The sequence below is a fragment of the Polaromonas sp. AER18D-145 genome, assembly GCF_002379095.1.
GTDB lineage: Bacteria > Pseudomonadota > Gammaproteobacteria > Burkholderiales > Burkholderiaceae_C > Polaromonas.
Genome location: NZ_NBZV01000003.1, coordinates 53,877 through 72,088, shown reverse-complemented (window position 1 = coordinate 72,088; position 18,212 = coordinate 53,877). Strand labels below are relative to the sequence as shown.

The window sequence follows — 18,212 nt, the reverse complement described above, 5'->3', positions numbered from 1 at the left end:
CACTGCGCGCTGATTACAAGCCAATTTGGCCTGTAGCCCAATAAGTACCTGCGCCAGCAGCTATCAAATCAATAGCTTATCTTCAATCCAGCTTGATGCCGGCCTGCGCCACCACCGCGGCCCAGCGCTTGCGCTCCTGGTTGAAGAACTGGTCCTGCTCGGCGGAGGCCATGGTCACCACCTCGGCGCCCTGCCCGCTGAGCCGGGCGCGGATCTCGGGGCTGCGGATGACCTTGATCAGTTCGGTGTTGAGCCGCGTCACGATGGCCGCCGGCGTGTTCTTCGCCACCAGAATGCCCTGCCAGGTGCCGGACTCGAAACCGGTGATGCCCTGCTCCTGCAGCGTCGGCACGTTGCCGATCAGCGGCATGCGTGTGGCCTTGGACACGCCGAGTATCTTTAGCTGGCCGTTCTGCACAAAAGGCAACGTGGCCAGCATGCCGTTCATCAACACCTGGGTCTGGCCGCCTACCGTGTCGGTGATGGCCTGGGAGCCGCCCTTGTAGGGGATGTACTGCCACTTCGCATTGCTGGCTCGCTCGACCGCGACACCGGCCAGGTGCGGCGCACTGCCCATGGCGGTGACGGCGAAGTTGAGCTGCGTCTTTTGCGACAGCGCCACCAGTTCTTTCAGATTGTTGGCAGGCACCGACGGGTGCACCACCAGCAGGTGCGGCGAATAGGCCAGCATGGTCACGCCGCGCAAGTCCTTGCTTGGGTCAAACTGAAGCCGGGTGTACACCGACGGACTGATCGCCAGCGCACCGGTGTCGCACAGCAGCAGGGTGTAACCATCGGGGGCCGACTTGGCGACGAAGTCGGCGCCGAGGTTGCCATTGGCGCCCGGCTTGTTTTCCACAATCACCGGCTGCTTGAGCGCCTCGGACAGCGGCTGGCTGATGGCGCGGGCAATGATGTCGGACGAGCCGCCCGGCGGGTAAGGCACGATGATGCGGATCGGCTTGGCAGGCCAGGCCTGGGTTTGCGCCTGGACGCCGGAAGCGGCCAGGCCCAGGGCCACGGACGATGCAAGAACCTTGCGGCGATTGATGGTCATGTCTTGTCTCCTGAAAAATCTTGTTGAAAACTGCCCGGTGCGTATGCCGTGGCCTTATGCCTTGGCGACTTCGTGGTTGGCCATCAGCTCCAGTGCGCGCACCAGGGCCGAATGGTCGAGGTCCTGCATGCCGTTGGCGCTGCAGACCTGCATGAGCTGGGCGGCACCGGCGGTTTGCGGCAGCGCCACACCGAGGGTGCGCGCACCGCTAAGGGCCAGGCCCAGGTCTTTCTGGTGCAGGCCGATGCGAAAACCCGGGTTGAAGGTGCGCTTGATCATTCGTTCGCCATGCACTTCCAGAATGCGCGAAGAGGCAAAACCACCCATCAGCGCCTGGCGCACCTTGGCCGGGTCGGCACCGGCCTTGCTGGCAAACAGCAGGGCTTCGCCGACGGCGGCAATGTTGAGCGCCACGATGATCTGGTTGGCGACCTTGCAGGTCTGGCCGTCGCCGTTACCGCCAACCAGCGTGATGTTTTTGCCCATCAGTTCGAACAGCGGCTTGACGCGTTCAAACGCGGCATCGGGGCCACCGACCATGATGGTCAGGCTGGCGGCCTTGGCACCGACCTCGCCGCCGGAGACCGGCGCGTCGAGGTAGTCGCAGCCGAGCGTGTTGATCTTCGCTGCGAACTCCTTGGTATCCATCGGCGAGATCGAGCTCATGTCGACCACGGTTTTGCCTTTGGACAGACCGGCCGCAACGCCCTTGTCGCCGAACAGCACCTTCTGCACATCCGGCGTATCGGGCAGCATCATGAAAATGATGTCGGCCTTCTCGGCGACTTCCTGTGCCGAGGCGCAGGCCACGGCCTGGCCGGTCAGCAGGTCGGCGGGCACCTTGCTGCGGGTGGCCAGGAAGACCTCGTGGCCGGCCTTGACCAGATGTGCGGCCATGGGCGCACCCATGATGCCCAGACCGATAAAACCCAGCTTGCTCATTTCGAATACTCCTTTGTTCGTTAAAAAAATCTGCGACCCATGAGCCACGGTTCAGATGGCGGAGGCATGGATCCCGGATCGAGTCCGGGATGACACCTTTGCGGGACAAGCACTTTGCACTGCATCCCATTGGCTGTCATTGCGGGCCTCGACCCGCAATCCATGTCCGCATACACGCTCTGTGGGTCGTACAGCATGACTTCGGATCACGTTAGGGATGACAGGCAAACCTAGTCGAGGTACTTGTCACGCAGGACCTGCGTGGCCGAGCGGAACACGCCCAGGTCGCTGCCGACAGCCACAAAGGTGGCGCCCATGGCCATGTAGCGGCGTGCATCGGCATCCACCGGCGCGAGGATGCCCGTGGGTTTGCCGCAGGCTTTCGCATCGGCAAACACCGCGGCAATGGCGGCCTGCACCTCGGGGTGGCCGGCATTGCCCAGGTGGCCCAGGCCGGCGGCCAGATCTGACGGGCCGACAAAAATGCAGTCAACGCCGTCGAGCGCCGCAATGTCGCGCGCCGCCGCCACGCCGGCCCGGCTTTCGATCTGCACCATCACGCAGATGTGCTCGTTGATCGACTTGAAGTAGTCGGGCACCGTGCCGTAGCGGTTGCTGCGCTGGGACACCGACACGCCGCGTATGCCCTGGGGCGGGTAACGGGTGGCGGACACGGCGCGTTTCGCCTCGTCCACACTTTCGACAAAGGGCACGAGGAAGTTGTAGAAGCCGGCGTCGAGCAGGCGCTTGATCTCGACCTCGTTGTTGGAGGACGGCCGCACCACGGGTGCACTGGCGCTGTCTTTCAGCGCCATCAGCTGCGGGATGAAGGTGGCGACATCGTTGGGCGAATGTTCGCCGTCGAGCAGGATCCAGTCGAAACCGGCCACGCCCAGCACCTCGGTGGTGATGGCGTTGGACAGCGAGGACCAGCAGCCGATCAGCTTCTTGCCGGCCCGCAGGTCGCGCTTGAAGCTGTTGGGAAAGGACTGATAGGGAACAACTTGGGTCATGAGGAGTTGGATTTTGAAGGAGTTGGGGTACAGGGGTATGAGAATCAGGTCACGGGCGCCGGGTTGAACAGCACCAGCGCGTTGTGCAGCTTCCAGTGCTCGGCCCAGGTTTTCTTGCGGCCGCTGGCGACGTCGAGCATCAGGTGGAACAGCTCCCAGCCGACGTCTTCGATGCGGGCCTGCCCGTCGGCAATGCGGCCGGCGTTGACGTCCATCAGGTCGTGCCAGCGCCTGGCCAGGTCGCTGCGCGTGGCGACCTTGATGACCGGGCACTCGGCCAGGCCATAAGGCGTGCCGCGGCCGGTGGTGAACACATGCAAATTCATGCCGGCGGCCAGCTGCAGCGTGCCGCAGATGAAGTCGCTGGCCGGCGTGGCGGCGTAGATCAAACCCTTTTGTTTGAGCTTTTCACCGGGCGCGAGCACGCCGCTGATGGATGCACTGCCCGACTTGACGATGGAGCCCATGGCTTTTTCGACAATGTTGGACAGGCCGCCCTTTTTGTTGCCGGGCGTGGTGTTGGCACTGCGATCAACCATGCCTTTTTGCAGGTAGGCGTCGTACCAGGCCATCTCGCGGATCATCGCTTCAGCGACTTCCGGTGTGCTGGCGCGCGAGGTCAGCTGGTCGATGCCGTCGCGCACCTCGGTGGTTTCGGAAAACATCACGGAAGCGCCGGCGCGCACCAGCAGGTCGGTGCAAAAGCCGACCGCCGGATTCGCGGTGACGCCGGAAAACGCGTCGCTGCCGCCGCACTGCACACCGACCACCAGTTCGCTGGCGGGCACGGTCTCGCGGCGGCGCGCATTGAGCTTTTCCAGGTGCAGCACCGCGGCCTGCATGATGGAATCGATCATGGACATGAAGCCCACATGGTTCTCGGACTGCAGGCAGACCACGTCCAGCGGTGCCTCGGCATTGACGCCGACATCGGCCACGCTGCGCTCGTCGACGATCTGGATGCTGCCGGGCGGCAGCAGGCGCTCGGGCTGCAGTTTCTCGCAGCCCAGGCTCACCACCATCACCTCGCCGCCGAAGTTGGGGTTCAGGCTGATGTTGCGCAAGGTGCGTATCGGGATGATGGCGTCGGGTGCGTCGATGGCGACACCGCAGCCGTAAGTGTGTTCGAGGCCCACCACGTCATCGACGTGGGGGAATTTCGGCAGCAGCTCGGCCTTGATGCGTTTGACCGCGAAGTCCACCACGCCGGCCACACACTGCACGGTGGTGGTGATGGCGAGGATGTTGCGGGTGCCGACCGAACCATCGGCATTGCGGTAACCCTCGAAGGTGTAGCCTTCCAGCGGCGCCAGTGCCGGCGGCTTGACGGTCGCCATCGGCAAGCCTTCGAGTCCGCGCGCGGCCGGCATCTCGAGCAGGCGCTCATGCACCCAGCTGCCGGCGGGAATGTCATTGAGCGCAAAGCCGATGGGCACCTTGTAACGCAACACCGCACTGCCCTGCGGCAGATCGACCAACGCCACCTTGTGCCCTTGCGGCACCTTTTCACGCAACACCAGGCCGTCGGCAAACGTGGCGCCCGGGCCCAGGCCGCCGTCGTTGGCGACGATGGCCACGTTGTCGTCCGCGTGCATGCGGATGTAGAGGGGCGCGCCGGGGGCAACCATGTCGCTCACCTCAGACGCCCACCAGGCGCGGCAGCCACAACGACAGCGCGGGCACATAGGTCACGATGCCCAGCACCACCACCAGCAGCGCAAAAAACGGCATCAGCGCACGCACGACTTTTTCGATGGGCAGCTTGCCCACGGCGCTGCCGACAAACAGCACGGTGCCCACCGGCGGCGTGATCAGCCCGATGCCGAGGTTCACGATCATGATCATGCCGAAATGCACCGGGTCCACGCCCACGGCCATCACCACCGGCAGCAGGATGGGCGTGAGGATCAGGATCAGCGCCGCCATGTCCATCAGCGTGCCCAGCACCAGCAGCATGAAGTTGATCGCCAGCAGGATCAGGTAACGGTTGTCGGTCATCGAGGTCAGCAAGGCGGTGACCTTGAGCGGAATCTGCATCAAGGTCATGATGTAGCCGAAGGCCGCGGCAAAGCCGATCAGGATCATCACGATGGACACGGTCTTGACCGTGCGGTGCAGCAGCTTGGGCAGGTCGTTCCACTTGTAGTCACGGTAGATGAACATGGTCACGAAAAACGCCCAGAGCACCGCGATCGAGGCCGACTCGGTGGCCGTGAACACACCCGACAAAATGCCGCCCAGGATGATGACCATGGTCATCAGGCCCCACAGGGCGTCGGCGCAGATGCGCAGCGCCTGCTTCAGCGGAATGGCATGCCCCTTGGGGAAATTGCGCTTGCGCGCGATGTAGAGGCAGTAGATGGCCAGCGTCAGGCCCAGCAGCAGGCCGGGCAACACGCCGGCCATGAACAGCGCGGCCACGGAGATGGAGCCGCCGGCGGCCATGGAATAAATGACCGCGTTGTGACTGGGCGGAATCAGCGTCGCCTGGATGGAGCCGCTGACCGTCAGCGCGGTCGAGAAATCGCGCGGATACCCCTTCTTGACCATCTCGGGAATCATCACCGAGCCGATGGACGCCGTGTCGGCGACTGACGAGCCGGAGATCGCGCCGAAAAAGGTGGACGCGAGGATGTTGACCAGCGACAGCCCACCGCGCACAAACCCCACCAGCACGCTGGCAAACGCCACCAGGCGGCGCGACATGCCGCCCTCGGCCATGATGGCGCCGGCCAGCACGAAGAACGGAATGGCCAGCAGCGAGAACTTGTTGACGCCGCTGGCGATCTGGATCATGACCGCGTCCAGCGGCAGTTCTATCCACACCGCGCCGATCAGGGCCGCCAGGCCCAGCGAATAGGCGACCGGCATGCCGATCAGGATCAGCACCATGAAGCTTCCGAGTAAAACGAGTGCGTCCATGATCAGGCCTCCGCCGTGGCGTCATCCACCTGGTGGTCGAAGCGCACCACGGCACGCCCGTGCTGGGGGCCGAGAAACAGCTTCTCGAGCACAAAAACCAGCGTGCACAGGCCGCCGAGCGGCAGCGGTGCGTAGGTCAGGCCCACCGGAATCGACGGGATCGCCGCCAGGGACTGGCTCATGGTTTCCATCGAGAGTTTGAAGCCCCAGATGATCATGAAGAGGCTGGCGATGATCATCAGCAGGTCAACCACCACCGAAAAAACCTTCTGCAGCGGCGGCGGCAGGCGGTCGGTGAGCATGCCGACGGCAATGTGGGCGCCGGCGCGGTAACCGGCGGCCGCACCGACGAAGGTGAAGACCACCATCAGCAAGATGGCAATCGGCTCGGGCCACTGCGCGCCGTAACCGAGCACATAGCGGGCAAACACGCCGACCGGAATGATGAGGCTCATGGCCACGATGGACAGGCCGGCGACCCAGATGCAGGCCAGGTACAGCCCGTCGATGGCGCGTTGAAGGGTGTTGATCATGTCTGTTTTTTTCATGCCCGCAGGTCGCCCCTCGGGTGAGCCGGCCTGCGCGCCTTGTTCATGACGCTGCCGCGGCAGCGCCGGGGGACGCAGCACACCGGCTCGCGCCGCGTCCTGCCTCCTACTTCGCTCTTTCTGTTTTTTGCTTGTTGCTTGTTGCTTGCGGCTGCTTACTTGACGTCGGCGATACGCTTCATCAGGTCCGCGTACGGGGCGCCGTACTTGGCACGCACCGGTGCGGTGGCGTCAAAAAACAGCTTCTGCTCCACCTCGGTGAACTGCACGCCGGCGGCCTTGAGCTTGGCCGTGTAGTCGGCGACACTCTTGTCCCACAACGCGCGCTGCTCGAATTGCGCTTCGCGGCCGAACTTCTTGACCAGCGCCTGCTCGTCCTTGCTCAGCTTGTCCCAGGTCACCCTGGACATCACCAGCATTTCGGGAATGATCAGGTGGTTGGTCTGGGCGTAGTACTTGGTGCCGGTGGTGTAGTGGTTGGAGGTGAACAGGCTGGGCGGGTTGTTCTCGGCACCGTCGATCACGCCGGTCTGCAGGGCACTGAAGACCTCGCCATAGCCCATGGAAATGCCGTTGCCGCCCATGGCGTTCATGGTGTCGACAAACAGCGGGTTGCCCATCATGCGGACTTTCACGCCCTTGAGGTCGGCCGGGGTCTTGACCGGCTTCTTGGTGTACAGGTGGCGCGAGCCGCCGTCCATCCAGGCCAGCGCAACCATGCGTGTCGGGCCGTTGGACACCTTGTCGAGGATTTCCTGGCCGATGGGGCCGTCGATCACGGCGCGCATGTGGGCTTCGTTGCGGAACACAAAAGGCATGTTGAAGACATTGACGTCCGGCACCACGGCACCGACAGGGCCCAGCGAGGTGCGCAGGATGTTGATGGCGCCGATCTGGGTCTGCTCGATCATGGTTTTTTCGTCGCCCAGCACGCTGCCGGGGTACATCTGCATCCTGAACTTGCCCTTGGTGGCCGCTTCAAGCTTCTTGCCCAGGTTTTCGGTAGCGACCACCGTCGGGTAGCCGGCCGGGTGCACGTCCGCGGCCTTGAGGACGGTTTGCGCTTGCGCGGCCAGCGGCAAGGCGAAAGTGGCAGCGGCCAGGGCCGCCGAGGCGAGCAGTTGTCTGCGGAAAGTCATGGTTGTCTCCTTGTAGGAATGCTTATGAATGACGAAAGGGAACAGGGGAAAACAGCGGCTCGGCCAGGCCCCGCACACCGGGGCGCAGGGCGAACAGGCCGCCGGCCAGCGGCTGGTCGGACAGGTCAACGCCGTGGGGGCGTATCGATGTGACAAACAGGGTGTCCAGCCCGGCGCCGCCGAAGGCGCACATGGCGGGCTTCTTGACGGGCACGGCGAGCGAGCGGTCCAGCTTGCCTTCGGGTGTGAAGCGGTGAATCAGCCCGGCATCGTTGCCGCAGATCCAGTAGCAGCCGTCTTCATCGACAGCGGCGCCGTCGGGCCGGCCCGGCAAGTGGTTCATGTCGACAAAAGGCCGGCGCCGCGAGGGCGTGCCCGTGGCCGTGTCGTAGTCGAAGGCCCAGATCATCTGCACCGAGGGATGGGAGTCCGAGAGGTACATGGTGCGGCCATCGGGACTGAAAGCCAGGCCGTTGGGCGTGATGAAGCCGCTCAGGCGCTTTGTCAGGCCGCTCTCTTTTTCATAGCTGTAGACGCAGCCGGTACGCGCGCCAAGCGACATATCGCGCATCATGGTGCCGGCCACAAAGCGGCCCTGCCGGTCGCAGCGGCCATCGTTGAAACGCATGCCGTCCTGCTCGTGCCGGACCTCGGCCAGGCGTTTGGCCTCGAGCCGGCTGTCTTCATGCAGGCGCAATTCGAACACCCCGGTTTCCAGGCCCGCCACCCAATGCGTGTCGGGGCCGCAGGAGGCGATGCAGGCCAGCATTTCGGGCGCCAGCCAGGTCGTGACCTGGCCTGTCGCGGCCTGCCAGCGGCAGAGCTGGCGCGCCGGGATGTCCACCCAGTACAGCGCCTGTGCAGCCACATGCCAGACCGGGCTCTCGCCGGTTGCATTGCGGCAGTCCACCAGGAGTTCGGCGCCGGTGCTCATGGCATCAATCGGCAAACGGGCCGGCTTTGACAAAACCGCCGCCCTGGAACTGCACCGCCGGGTCGTTGAGGTCGGGCGCCGGGGTGCGGGCGTACACCGCCTCGCGGAAGATGTCCGAGCTGTCCTGCGGCGCATAACCGATGTGGCGCGCGCGGCTGTTGTCCCACCAGGTGACGGCGTTGTCGGACATGCCGAACACAATGCTGTGGCCCAGCACCGGTGTGGTCAGGCAGGCGGTGACCAGGCGGTGCAGGTCGTCAAAACTCAGCCAGGTCGCCAGCATGCGCCGGTCTTTCGGCTCGGGAAAGGAGGAGCCGATGCGCACACAGGCCGTTTCAATGCCGTAGCGGTCAAAGTAAAACCTCGACAGGTCTTCGCCAAAAGCCTTGCTGACGCCGTACAGGCCGTCCGGGCGGGCGGGCGCATCGGCGTTGATGGTTTCGCTCTGGCGGTAAAAACCGGTGACGTGGTTGGAGCTGGCAAACACCACGCGCTGGACGCCGTGTTTGCGCGCCGCTTCATACAGGTTGTAGAGGCCCAGGATGTTGGCCTGCAGGATGGGGCCGAACGGCCCTTCGACCGACACGCCGCCCAGGTGCACGATGGCCTGCACGCCCTGGACCATGGCGTCGACGGCCGCGGCGTCGGCCAGATCGGCCAGCACCACCTCTTCGCCCGCCCCGGCCACGCCGAAGGCGACCCGGTCCGACAGGCGCAGCACGCTGCAGTTGGCTTTCAGGCGCTCACGCAAGGCCTGCCCCAGGCCACCGGCGGCGCCGGTCAGCAGCAGTTTTTGGTGGGCCCGGATGGTCATGCTTGTCTCTGGTTGAAAATAGGTGGGTGGCAAACGCTGGACTTTTGCATCAGGTTTGCTAAAGTAGCTTCAATTCAATAAGATATCAGTTATACGTTGTCTGATGACAAAGAATTTTTAATGAGGCAGCATCCCCTGTCAAGTGTTTTCTGGTCCGATCAAGGCAAACCCCTACCCGAGCAAACCCGATGGAATCGAACGTAACGGCCACCCCTCTTGACGACGCACCGCGTGTGCGCCGCCCTCGCGGCCTGGTCACGGAAATTGTTGAAAGCCTGGCGGCCAGCATCCGCGCGGGGCAGCTCCAGCCCGGCGACAAGCTGCCCACCGAGGCCGAAATCATGGCCCGCTTCGATGTGAGCCGGACGGTGGTGCGCGAGTCGATTTCGAAACTGCAGGCCTCCGGCCTGGTGGAGACGCGCCACGGCATCGGCACCTTTGTGATCGAGAACCGCGACGCCGGCAACTTCAAGATTGCCGCAGCCGACTTCGCCACGGTGGCCGATGTCATTTCGGTGCTGGAGCTGCGCATCAGCCTGGAAACCGAAGCCGCCGGCCTCGCCGCCCAGAGGAGAACCACGGAAAACCTCGAGGCCATGGCCACGGCCCTGCGGGCTTTCCAGGACTCGATCCACGCCGACTCCGACGCCGTTCCGCCCGACTTCCAGTTCCACATGGAGGTGGCCCGAGCCACTGGCAACCGCCACTTTGCGGACCTCATGACCTACCTGGGTACCATGATCATTCCGCGCACCCGCGTGAACACGCCGCAGAGCGCACCCGAAGGCCGGCTGAGTTATTTGCAGCGCGTCAACGGTGAACATGAAAGCATTTACAACGCCATTCGCAGCCAGGATGCAGAAGCCGCCCGGGCCGCCATGCGCACCCACCTCTCCAACAGCCGGGAGCGGCTGCGCAGGGGCCAGGCCTTCGAGCCCGCAAACCCGCCTGCAGCCAGCTGAGCCGCGCTGGGCCGGCACGCCGGCTTGGGCAGAATCAGGGAATTCCCCGAGCGCATAAATTTTCTCATGTTGTACGATGACTGATCTTTAAACCGGTTATTGTCCTATTTCCTGCCTTATGCCTGACGCCCGTTCTCCCGCCCCGGCAGCTTCGCAAACGCCGCACATCACCCGCCTGCAAGTCATTCCGGTCGCCGGCCATGACAGCATGCTGCTTAACCTGAGCGGCGCGCACGGCCCTTTTTTCACGCGCAACCTGCTGCTGCTGACCGACAGCTCGGGCCGCACCGGCGTTGGCGAAGTGCCGGGCGGCGAAAAAATCCGCAGCACGCTGGAGGACGCCCGTGCACTGGTCGAAGGCCAGTCCCTGGGCCACTGGAACCAGGTCCTGAACAGCCTGCGCACACAATTTGCCGGGCGCGACAGCGGTGGCCGCGGCAACCAGACCTTTGACCTGCGCGTTGCCATCCACGCCGTGACCGCCGTGGAAAGCGCCCTGCTTGACCTGCTCGGTCAGTTTCTCGGTGTGCCGGTCGCCGCCCTGCTGGGCGAAGGCCAGCAACGCGATTCCGTCGCCATGCTGGGTTACCTGTTCTACATTGCCGACCGCCGGCAAACCAAGCTGGCCTACCGGAGCGAGCCGGACGCGGACGACGACTGGCTGCGGCTGCGCCATGAGCCCGCCATGGATGCCCGGGCCGTGGTCCGGCTGGCCGAAGCGGCGCACCAGCGTTATGGCTTCAAGGACTTCAAACTCAAGGGTGGCGTGCTGCGCGGCGAGGAAGAAATCGAGGCCATCATCGCGCTGTCGGAGCGTTTCCCGCAGGCGCGCATCACGCTGGACCCGAACGGTGGCTGGCTGCTGAAGGACGCCGTGCGTTTGTGCCGCGACCGGCACCGGGAACTCGCTTATGCCGAAGACCCCTGCGGCGCAGAAGGTGTTTTCTCGGGCCGCGAGGTGATGGCGGAGTTTCGCCGCGCCACCGGCTTGAAAACGGCGACCAACATGGTGGCGACCGACTGGCGCGAACTTGCACACGCCGTCACGTTGCAGGCGGTCGACATTCCGCTGGCCGACCCGCACTTCTGGACCATGCAGGGTTCGGTGCGGGTGGCGCAGATGTGCCAGACGTGGGGCCTGACCTGGGGCTCGCATTCGAACAACCATTTCGACGTGTCGCTGGCCATGTTCACCCACGTGGCGGCGGCGGCACCGGGCCAGGTCACCGCGATCGACACCCACTGGATCTGGCAGGACGGCCAGCGCCTGACGAAACAGCCTTTGCAGATCGTGGACGGCAGCGTGGCTGTTCCCAAAGTCCCCGGCTTGGGCGTGGCGCTCGACATGGCAGAGGTTGAAAAAGCCCACCAGCTGTACCTGCAGCACGGCCTGGGCGCGCGCGACGACGCCATCGCCATGCAGTACCTGGTGCACAACTGGACCTTCAACCCCAAGATGCCCTGCATGGTCCGGTAGTTTCCCCCCTGTATCCCGCACCTGATTTTCATCACCACAAGAAGGAGACACACCATGAAACGCCGCTCATTGCTTCAAACCGCGCTGGCCTCGGCCGCACTTCTGCCTCTTCTCGGCTCCGCCGCAGCCTGGGCCCAGGACAAATGGCCGTCCAAGCCGATCAGCTACATCGTGCCCTTCCCGGCCGGTGGCACGACCGACATCCTCGGGCGGCTGATCGGCCAGAAGCTGGGTGCGGCGCTGGGCACGACCATCGTGATCGAGAACAAGGGTGGTGCCGGTGGCAGTGTCGGGTCGGAAGTGGCCGCGCGCGCACCGGCCGACGGCTACACCATGCTGGGCGGCACCATCAGCTCGCACGCCATCAACGTGAGCCTGTACCCCAAGCTCGGCTACGACCCGATCAAGTCCTTTTCACCGGTGGTGCTGATCGGCTCGAACCCGGTGGTGCTGATCGTCAAGGCGGACAGTCCCTACAAGACCTTGCAGGACGTGCTCAACGCGGCCAAGGCCAAGCCGAAAACCATCTCCTCGGCATCGGCCGGCAACGGCACCTCGCAGCACATGACGCTGGAACTGCTGGGCTTCAAGTCGGGCACGCAGTTCGTCCATGTGCCGTACAAGGGCAGCGGCCCGGCCATCCAGGACGTGATCGGCGGCCAGGTCGACATGATGTTTGACACCACGGTGGTGGCCGGCCCGCACATCCAGAGCGGCAAGGTACGCGCCATTGCCGTGAGTTCGGCCAAACGCCTAGAGTCGCTGCCCAACGTGCCGACCATTGCCGAGTCGGGCGTGCCCGGCTTCGAGGTGGTGTCCTGGCAGGGCATTTTTGTACCGGCCGGTGTGCCCAAGCCCATCATCGACCGGCTGCACGCGGAGATCATGAAGATCCTGCAGACCCCTGAAATGCAGGACCGGCTCAAAAGCCTGGGCATGCAGCCTTCCAGCATGACGCCCGATCAGGTGGCCGCTTTCCAGAAGGCCGAAGTCGAAAAATGGGCGCAAGTCATCAAGGCCGCCGGCATCAAGCTTGAGTAAGCGCGGCGCATCCAGAATGCGGGTGGCAGTGGTCGGCGCCGGTCAGGCCTGCGCGCCGCACTTCCGCAGCCTGCAGGACCTGCAGGCCGAGCTGGAGCTGGCCTGGGTCATAGGCCGCGACGCGGGGCGCCTGGCCGCCTTGGACCTTCCTGCGGGCACCCGCACCAGCACGCGCCTGGAAGACCTGCTGGAAGACCCGACGGTGCAGGCGGTGCTGGTGCTGACACCACCCAACACCCACCTGGACATCGTGCAGCGTGTGGCGGGCGCCGGCAAACATGTGCTGGTGGAAAAACCGCTGGAAGCCAGCCTGGACAAGGCGCAGCAGCTGGTGGAGGTGTGCGAGCGCGAAGGCGTGAAACTGGCCGTGATGCTGCAGCACAGGATGCGCGAGGCCGCCCGCGCGCTGGCGCAACTGGTTGCCAGCGGCACGCTGGGAAGCCTGGTCAGCGCGTCGGCCAGCGTGCGCTGGTGGCGACCGCAGAGTTACTACGACGAACCCGGCCGCGGCACGCTGGCACGCGACGGCGGCGGCGTGCTGATGACACAGGCCATCCACACGCTGGACTTGCTGCTGTACCTGACCGGCATGCCGGACAAAGTGAGCGCCATGGCCAGCACCAGCGCTTTGCACCGCATGGAATGTGAAGACACCGTGGCCGCCGTGCTGCACTACCCGAACGGCGCCATCGGCAGCATAGACGCGACCACCGCGGCCTACCCGGGATTCCCTGAACGGATTGCACTGAATTTCACCGGGGGTTCGGCCACGCTCGAAGCCGGGGAGTTTCACGCCGAACGGCTGGACGGCCAGACATTCCATGCCGGCCGGCCACAGGCGTCGGGTTCCGGCGCGAACATGATGGCCTTCGACCACCAGGCCCACCGCGCCGTGCTGCAGGATTTTGTGGCAGCCATCCGGACCCAGGCGGAACCGGCCGTCAGCGGGCGCTCGGCCCTGCAGGTGCACCGGCTGATGGCGGCCCTGATGGCGTCCTCCAGCAGCGCCGCCACCGTGTCCCTCACGGCCTGACAGCGGGTGTTTCGGCTACGCTTGGGGCCATGAACCCCTCGCCCTCCCCCACGTCCGCACCGCTGCACTTCTACTTCGACTTCATCTCGCCCTTCGGCTACTTCGCGTCGCTGCGCATCGACGCGCTGGCGGCGCAGCACGGGCGCACCGTTGAATGGCACGCCATGCTGCTGGGCGTCTCGGTGCTGAAGGTGATGGGGCTCAAGCCCTTGCTCGACACGCCGCTCAAGGGCGACTACATCCGCCGCGACGCCAGGCGCTACATGCGCCGCCACGGTTTGGAGGTGAAACGTGATCTGGACGCCCCGGTGATGGACCCGCGCGCTGCGGGCCGCGCCTTTTACTGGGTCAAGCAGCACCAGCCCGCCCTCGCCGCGCCGCTGGCCCACGCGATCTACCACACCTACTGGGCAGAAGGCCGGGATCTGTCCACCGCGGAGGCGGTCGCGGCCATCCGCCTGCCCGCGGGCCTGGAGGCGCAGGGCTTGCGCGAAGGCATCGAGAGCGAGGAAGCCAGGCAGCGGCTGCGCAGCGCCGTCGAAGCCTCGCTGAAAGCCGGCATTTTCGGCTCGCCCACCGTGGTGGTGGACGGCGAGCCCTTCTGGGGTGTGGAAAACCTGGGGCTGGTGGACCAGTGGCTGGACAGCGGCGGCTGGTAAGGGCTCAAGCTCCAGAAAAAACAAATTCCACAGGAACCGCAATCGCGGCCAGGCGCTCGCGCAGCCGGCGCTCCAGCGCCTCATCACGCGCCGATGCCATGGCCACCACGGCGGACAGGCTGCCGCCGCGCTCCTCGCCCCGCACGGTGGCGCCGTCGATGTCCGCCAGCATTTCGGCCAGCTTGACCTCGATGGCACGCAGGCGCAGCGCCGGCTTGTAGATCTTGCCGATCGCCGTCACCGGCATCATGTCGATGATGGTCACGCGTTTGGGCGCCGCAGGCCGCTCGTACACATGGGGCACCACCTCGGCCAGCAGCGTGGCCGGGTCGCAGTGCATGCCGGGCCTGAGCGTGACAAAGGCCACGGGCAACTCGCCGGCATAGGCGTCGGGCTCGCTGACCACGGCGCACAATGCCACCGCGGGGTGCGCCAGGAAAGCGTCTTCAACCAGGCCGGGGTCGATGTTGTGCGAGCCGCGGATGATCACGTCCTTGGCACGGCCGGTCAGGTGGATGTAGCCCTGGGCATCGATGTGGCCGAGATCACCGGAGACCAGCCACGGGCCCTCGAACATGCCGGTGTTGCGCGCAGCCTCGGTGTAGCCCGGGCTCACATGCGGGCCGCGCAAAACGATGACGCCGGTTTCACCGGCCGCACAGGTCTCGCCCAGTTGCGCCACGCCGTCGCGCCAGGGCACGGCACGCACCTCGGTGTAGGGCAGGCGCAGGCCGGTCGAGCCGGGCACACGCGGCGCCGCCAACGGCTCGATGGACACCAGGCCCGCGCACTCGGTCATGCCCAGGATGTTGCGCACCGCAATTCCCGGCTTGCGCTCGAACTGCGCCGCCAGTTCCGTGGGTAGCGGCGAGCCGCCGGTATAGGCAACCTGGATTGACGAGATGTCTGCATCCACCGGCAGGTTGGCCAGCGTCGCGAGAATGGTGGGCACGCAGGCCAGCGCGGTCACGCGTTCGCGCTCGCAGAACTTCCAGTAGTTGGTGGTGAACGCGGGGTTGCGCATGCCGCTGAGTGTGGGCAGGACCTGGGTCGCGCCGATGGCAAGCATGGACAGGCCATACACAAAAGCCCCGGCGACATGGAACAGCGGAAACCCATTGAGCTCCACCGTGTGTTCGTCGAAGCCGTAAAACTGATGGGCAAACCAGCCGGTGTGCGCCTCGTTGCCGTGCGTGTGCTGCGCAAGTTTGGGGGAGCCGGTCGTGCCGCCGGTATGGAAGCAGGCGGCGATGCGCTCCGGCGTGAGTTGTGGGTCAAACGCCAGCATGTCGCCGGACTGCGCCAGCCGGTCCTGGAACAGCGGCACGCCGGGCGCCGCGTGGTCACCGACGCGAATCTGCAGCACCGGCAAGCGCCGGATCGCCAGCACTTTTTCGACCAGGGGCCAGAGCGGGAGCTCGTCATTGGGGCCGAGCGCAACAATGACCTTGGCGCCGGACGCTTCGAGCAGGGCCGCAATGTGCTCGGGCTGCAGCAGGTAGTTGATCGGGCAGGCCTTGCCCGCCAGTTGTGCGCCCCAGAGCGCGAACTGCGTCTCGGGAATATTCGGCGCCAGAATGGCCACCGCATCGTCAGGCCCGACACCCAGCAAGCGGAACAGGTTGGCCGCCCGGTGGATCTGCGCCAGTAGCTCGGCGTAACTCACGGTCACGGCCGGCTGCTGCAGGTCGCCGCTGGGCAGGTAGCGAAACGCATCACGGCCGGCAAAACGCTGCGCCGCATGGGCAATCAGACCGTAGGTGGTGCGCGCCGGGATCGCCTGCTCGTAGGGCATGCGCTCCAGCGCCTCAATGTCGGCCAGCCCCCGGAAGGCGGTCGTGGTCATGGTCATGCGGAGGCAGCTTGCCCCAGGCCCAGCAGCCGCATGGCGTTGCCCTTCAGGATACCGGGCATCACTTCCGGCTTGAAACCGGCGTCTTCAAAATCCTTCATCCAGCGGTCCGGCGTGATGAGCGGGTAGTCGCTGCCGAACAGGATGCGGTCCTTGAGCAGGGTGTTGGCGTATTGCACCAGCTGCTTCGGGAAATATTTCGGGCTCCAGCCCGACAGGTCGATCCAGACGTTGGGCTTGTGGGTCGCCACGCTGAGCGCCTCGTCCTGCCAAGGGAAGCTCGGATGCGCCATGACGATCTGCATGTCCGGGAAATCGATCGCCACGTCGTCGAGGTGCATCGGGTTGGAGTATTCGAGCCGCAGCCCGCCGCCGCAACGCATGCCGCTGCCGATGCCGCTGTGCCCGGTGTGGAAGATGGCCGGCATCTTGTACTCGTTGATGACCTCGTAAATCGGCCAGGCCATCCTGTCGTAAGGGTGGTAGCCCTGCACCGTGGGGTGGAACTTGAAGCCCTTGATGCCGTACTCCTCGATCAGCCGGCGCGCCTCGCGGGCGCCCATTTTTCCCTTGTGCGGGTCAATGCTGGCAAACGCCATCATCATGTCGCTGTTCTTCTGTGCGGCTTCGGCGATTTCCTCGTTGGGGATGCGGCGCCGGCCCATCTGCGTCTCGGCGTCCACCGTGAACATGATCAGCCCGATCTTGCGCTCGCGGTAGTAGGCCACGGTCTCCTCTATCGTCGGCCGGCGGCTGTTCTTGAAGTACTTGTCGGCGGCGCGATCGTATTCCTCGCCGTAGTTGTCGAACGGGTTCCAGCAGCTGACCTCGGCATGGGTGTGAATGTCAATCGCAATGAGGTTCTCGTAGTCCATGCTGTCTCCTGGTGGTTCGACTTGCCGCATATCTCATGCGGGTTAACACTGAGAAATGAGGACGCAAAGTCAATTGAATTGGTTATTGTTTATAACAATAATCGATGCAACTTGCAAACCTCCCATGAGCATCAAAAAATCTTCCACCGACCTCCAGCTTGAGCTCCGCGGCGACCACCAGGAGATCGCCGTGATCCGCCTGAGCCGCCCGGCCAAACGCAACGCCCTCAACGACGGGCTGATTCTGGCGCTGCGCGACATGTTTGACAACCTGCCGGCGACCGTGCGCGCCGCCGTGATCCACGGCGAAGGCGCCCATTTCTGCGCCGGCCTGGACCTTGGCGAACTGCAGGAGCGCGATGCGGGCCAGGGCATGCACCACTCCCGCATGTGGCACGCGGCGCTGGAACGGGTCCAGTACGGCCCGGTGCCGGTGATAGCCGCGCTGCACGGCGCGGTGGTCGGCGGCGGACTGGAACTGGCCAGCGCCTGCCATATCCGCGTGGCCGACGCGTCCGCGTTTTATGCACTGCCAGAAGGCTCGCGCGGCATTTTTGTCGGCGGCGGCGGGTCGGTGCGCATCCCCAAGCTGGTGGGTGTCGCGCGCATGACGGACATGATGCTGACCGGCCGCGTCTACAACGCCGAGGACGGTGAACGCGCCGGTTTTGCGCAGTACCTGGTACCCGCGGGCCAGGCCTTCGACAAGGCGCTGGCGCTGGCGCAGCGGGTGGCCGCCAATGCCCCTCTGACCAACTACGCGCTGATGCACGCCCTGCCCCGCATCGCCGAGCAACCGGCCGACCAGGGCTTTTTCACCGAGTCGCTGATGGCCGCCATCGCGCAGAGCGCGCCCGAGGCCAAAGCCCGGGTCCAGGCCTTCCTCGATGGCAAGGCCAACAAGGTCAGCAAAGACTGATCCCCTCCACAGCCCCGACAAGACA

The 18,212-nt window shown here is 65.0% G+C and carries 17 protein-coding genes; 6 read left to right on the top strand and 11 right to left on the bottom strand.

Annotation, left to right across the window (positions count from 1 at the left end; all coding sequences use genetic code 11):
• Window positions 1-82: 82 nt before the first annotated feature.
• The 9 genes from B7G52_RS02975 to B7G52_RS02935 form a co-directional block, all read right to left on the bottom strand.
• Complete coding sequence (locus B7G52_RS02975) at window positions 83-1,057, bottom strand: tripartite tricarboxylate transporter substrate binding protein (protein WP_096696178.1); 975 nt, start codon at window positions 1,055-1,057, stop codon at window positions 83-85.
• Window positions 1,058-1,111: 54 nt separating this feature from the next.
• Window positions 1,112-1,999 (bottom strand): 2-hydroxy-3-oxopropionate reductase, encoded by an 888-nt coding sequence (gene glxR / locus B7G52_RS02970; RefSeq protein ID WP_096696177.1) that lies wholly within the window; start codon window positions 1,997-1,999, stop codon window positions 1,112-1,114.
• Between the two features lie 230 nt (window positions 2,000-2,229).
• Window positions 2,230-3,012, bottom strand: coding sequence for a 2-dehydro-3-deoxyglucarate aldolase (gene garL, locus B7G52_RS02965; RefSeq protein ID WP_096696176.1), 783 nt, complete (start codon window positions 3,010-3,012; stop codon window positions 2,230-2,232).
• A gap of 44 nt (window positions 3,013-3,056) precedes the next feature.
• Window positions 3,057-4,640, bottom strand: coding sequence for a galactarate dehydratase (gene garD / locus B7G52_RS02960; RefSeq protein ID WP_096696175.1), 1,584 nt, complete (start codon window positions 4,638-4,640; stop codon window positions 3,057-3,059).
• A gap of 10 nt (window positions 4,641-4,650) precedes the next feature.
• The gene (locus tag B7G52_RS02955) at window positions 4,651-5,934 is read right to left on the bottom strand and encodes a TRAP transporter large permease (RefSeq protein ID WP_096696174.1); all 1,284 of its coding nucleotides are present in this window, start codon (window positions 5,932-5,934) and stop codon (window positions 4,651-4,653) included.
• Window positions 5,935-5,936: 2 nt separating this feature from the next.
• Window positions 5,937-6,467 (bottom strand): TRAP transporter small permease, encoded by a 531-nt coding sequence (locus B7G52_RS02950; protein WP_096696173.1) that lies wholly within the window; start codon window positions 6,465-6,467, stop codon window positions 5,937-5,939.
• A 170-nt stretch (window positions 6,468-6,637) separates the two neighbouring features.
• Complete coding sequence (locus tag B7G52_RS02945; protein WP_096696172.1) at window positions 6,638-7,621, bottom strand: TRAP transporter substrate-binding protein; 984 nt, start codon at window positions 7,619-7,621, stop codon at window positions 6,638-6,640.
• A gap of 22 nt (window positions 7,622-7,643) precedes the next feature.
• Window positions 7,644-8,555, bottom strand: coding sequence for an SMP-30/gluconolactonase/LRE family protein (locus B7G52_RS02940; protein ID WP_096696171.1), 912 nt, complete (start codon window positions 8,553-8,555; stop codon window positions 7,644-7,646).
• A 4-nt stretch (window positions 8,556-8,559) separates the two neighbouring features.
• The gene (locus B7G52_RS02935) at window positions 8,560-9,369 is read right to left on the bottom strand and encodes an NAD(P)-dependent oxidoreductase (RefSeq protein ID WP_096696170.1); all 810 of its coding nucleotides are present in this window, start codon (window positions 9,367-9,369) and stop codon (window positions 8,560-8,562) included.
• Between the two features lie 188 nt (window positions 9,370-9,557).
• On the opposite strand from B7G52_RS02935, the gene B7G52_RS02930 reads away from it, so the two are divergent.
• The 5 genes from B7G52_RS02930 to B7G52_RS02910 all read left to right on the top strand — a co-directional run bounded on the left by B7G52_RS02930 (window position 9,558) and on the right by B7G52_RS02910 (window position 14,541).
• A complete protein-coding gene (locus B7G52_RS02930; RefSeq protein WP_096696168.1) occupies window positions 9,558-10,331 on the top strand; it encodes a FadR/GntR family transcriptional regulator in 774 nt (257 codons plus the stop codon).
• A 118-nt stretch (window positions 10,332-10,449) separates the two neighbouring features.
• Window positions 10,450-11,808: a glucarate dehydratase gene (gudD, locus tag B7G52_RS02925; RefSeq protein ID WP_096696166.1), complete on the top strand. Its 1,359-nt coding sequence runs from the start codon at window positions 10,450-10,452 to the stop codon at window positions 11,806-11,808.
• A 54-nt stretch (window positions 11,809-11,862) separates the two neighbouring features.
• On the top strand, window positions 11,863-12,849 hold the full coding sequence (locus tag B7G52_RS02920; protein ID WP_096696164.1) for a tripartite tricarboxylate transporter substrate binding protein: 987 nt from the start codon (window positions 11,863-11,865) through the stop codon (window positions 12,847-12,849).
• Window positions 12,842-13,882, top strand: coding sequence for a Gfo/Idh/MocA family protein (locus B7G52_RS02915; RefSeq protein WP_096696162.1), 1,041 nt, complete (start codon window positions 12,842-12,844; stop codon window positions 13,880-13,882). Before B7G52_RS02920 ends, B7G52_RS02915 begins: the two co-directional genes overlap by 8 nt.
• 29 nt (window positions 13,883-13,911) lie before the next feature.
• Complete coding sequence (locus B7G52_RS02910; RefSeq protein WP_096696160.1) at window positions 13,912-14,541, top strand: 2-hydroxychromene-2-carboxylate isomerase; 630 nt, start codon at window positions 13,912-13,914, stop codon at window positions 14,539-14,541.
• A 4-nt stretch (window positions 14,542-14,545) separates the two neighbouring features.
• Here the strand turns inward: B7G52_RS02910 and B7G52_RS02905 are convergent, their stop codons facing one another.
• Complete coding sequence (locus tag B7G52_RS02905; RefSeq protein WP_240523296.1) at window positions 14,546-16,393, bottom strand: AMP-binding protein; 1,848 nt, start codon at window positions 16,391-16,393, stop codon at window positions 14,546-14,548.
• Window positions 16,390-17,268: an amidohydrolase family protein gene (locus B7G52_RS02900; RefSeq protein ID WP_096696158.1), complete on the bottom strand. Its 879-nt coding sequence runs from the start codon at window positions 17,266-17,268 to the stop codon at window positions 16,390-16,392. The genes B7G52_RS02905 and B7G52_RS02900 overlap by 4 nt, the downstream gene beginning before the upstream one ends.
• 124 nt (window positions 17,269-17,392) lie before the next feature.
• On the opposite strand from B7G52_RS02900, the gene B7G52_RS02895 reads away from it, so the two are divergent.
• On the top strand, window positions 17,393-18,187 hold the full coding sequence (locus B7G52_RS02895) for a crotonase/enoyl-CoA hydratase family protein (protein WP_096696156.1): 795 nt from the start codon (window positions 17,393-17,395) through the stop codon (window positions 18,185-18,187).
• Window positions 18,188-18,212 lie beyond the last annotated feature (25 nt).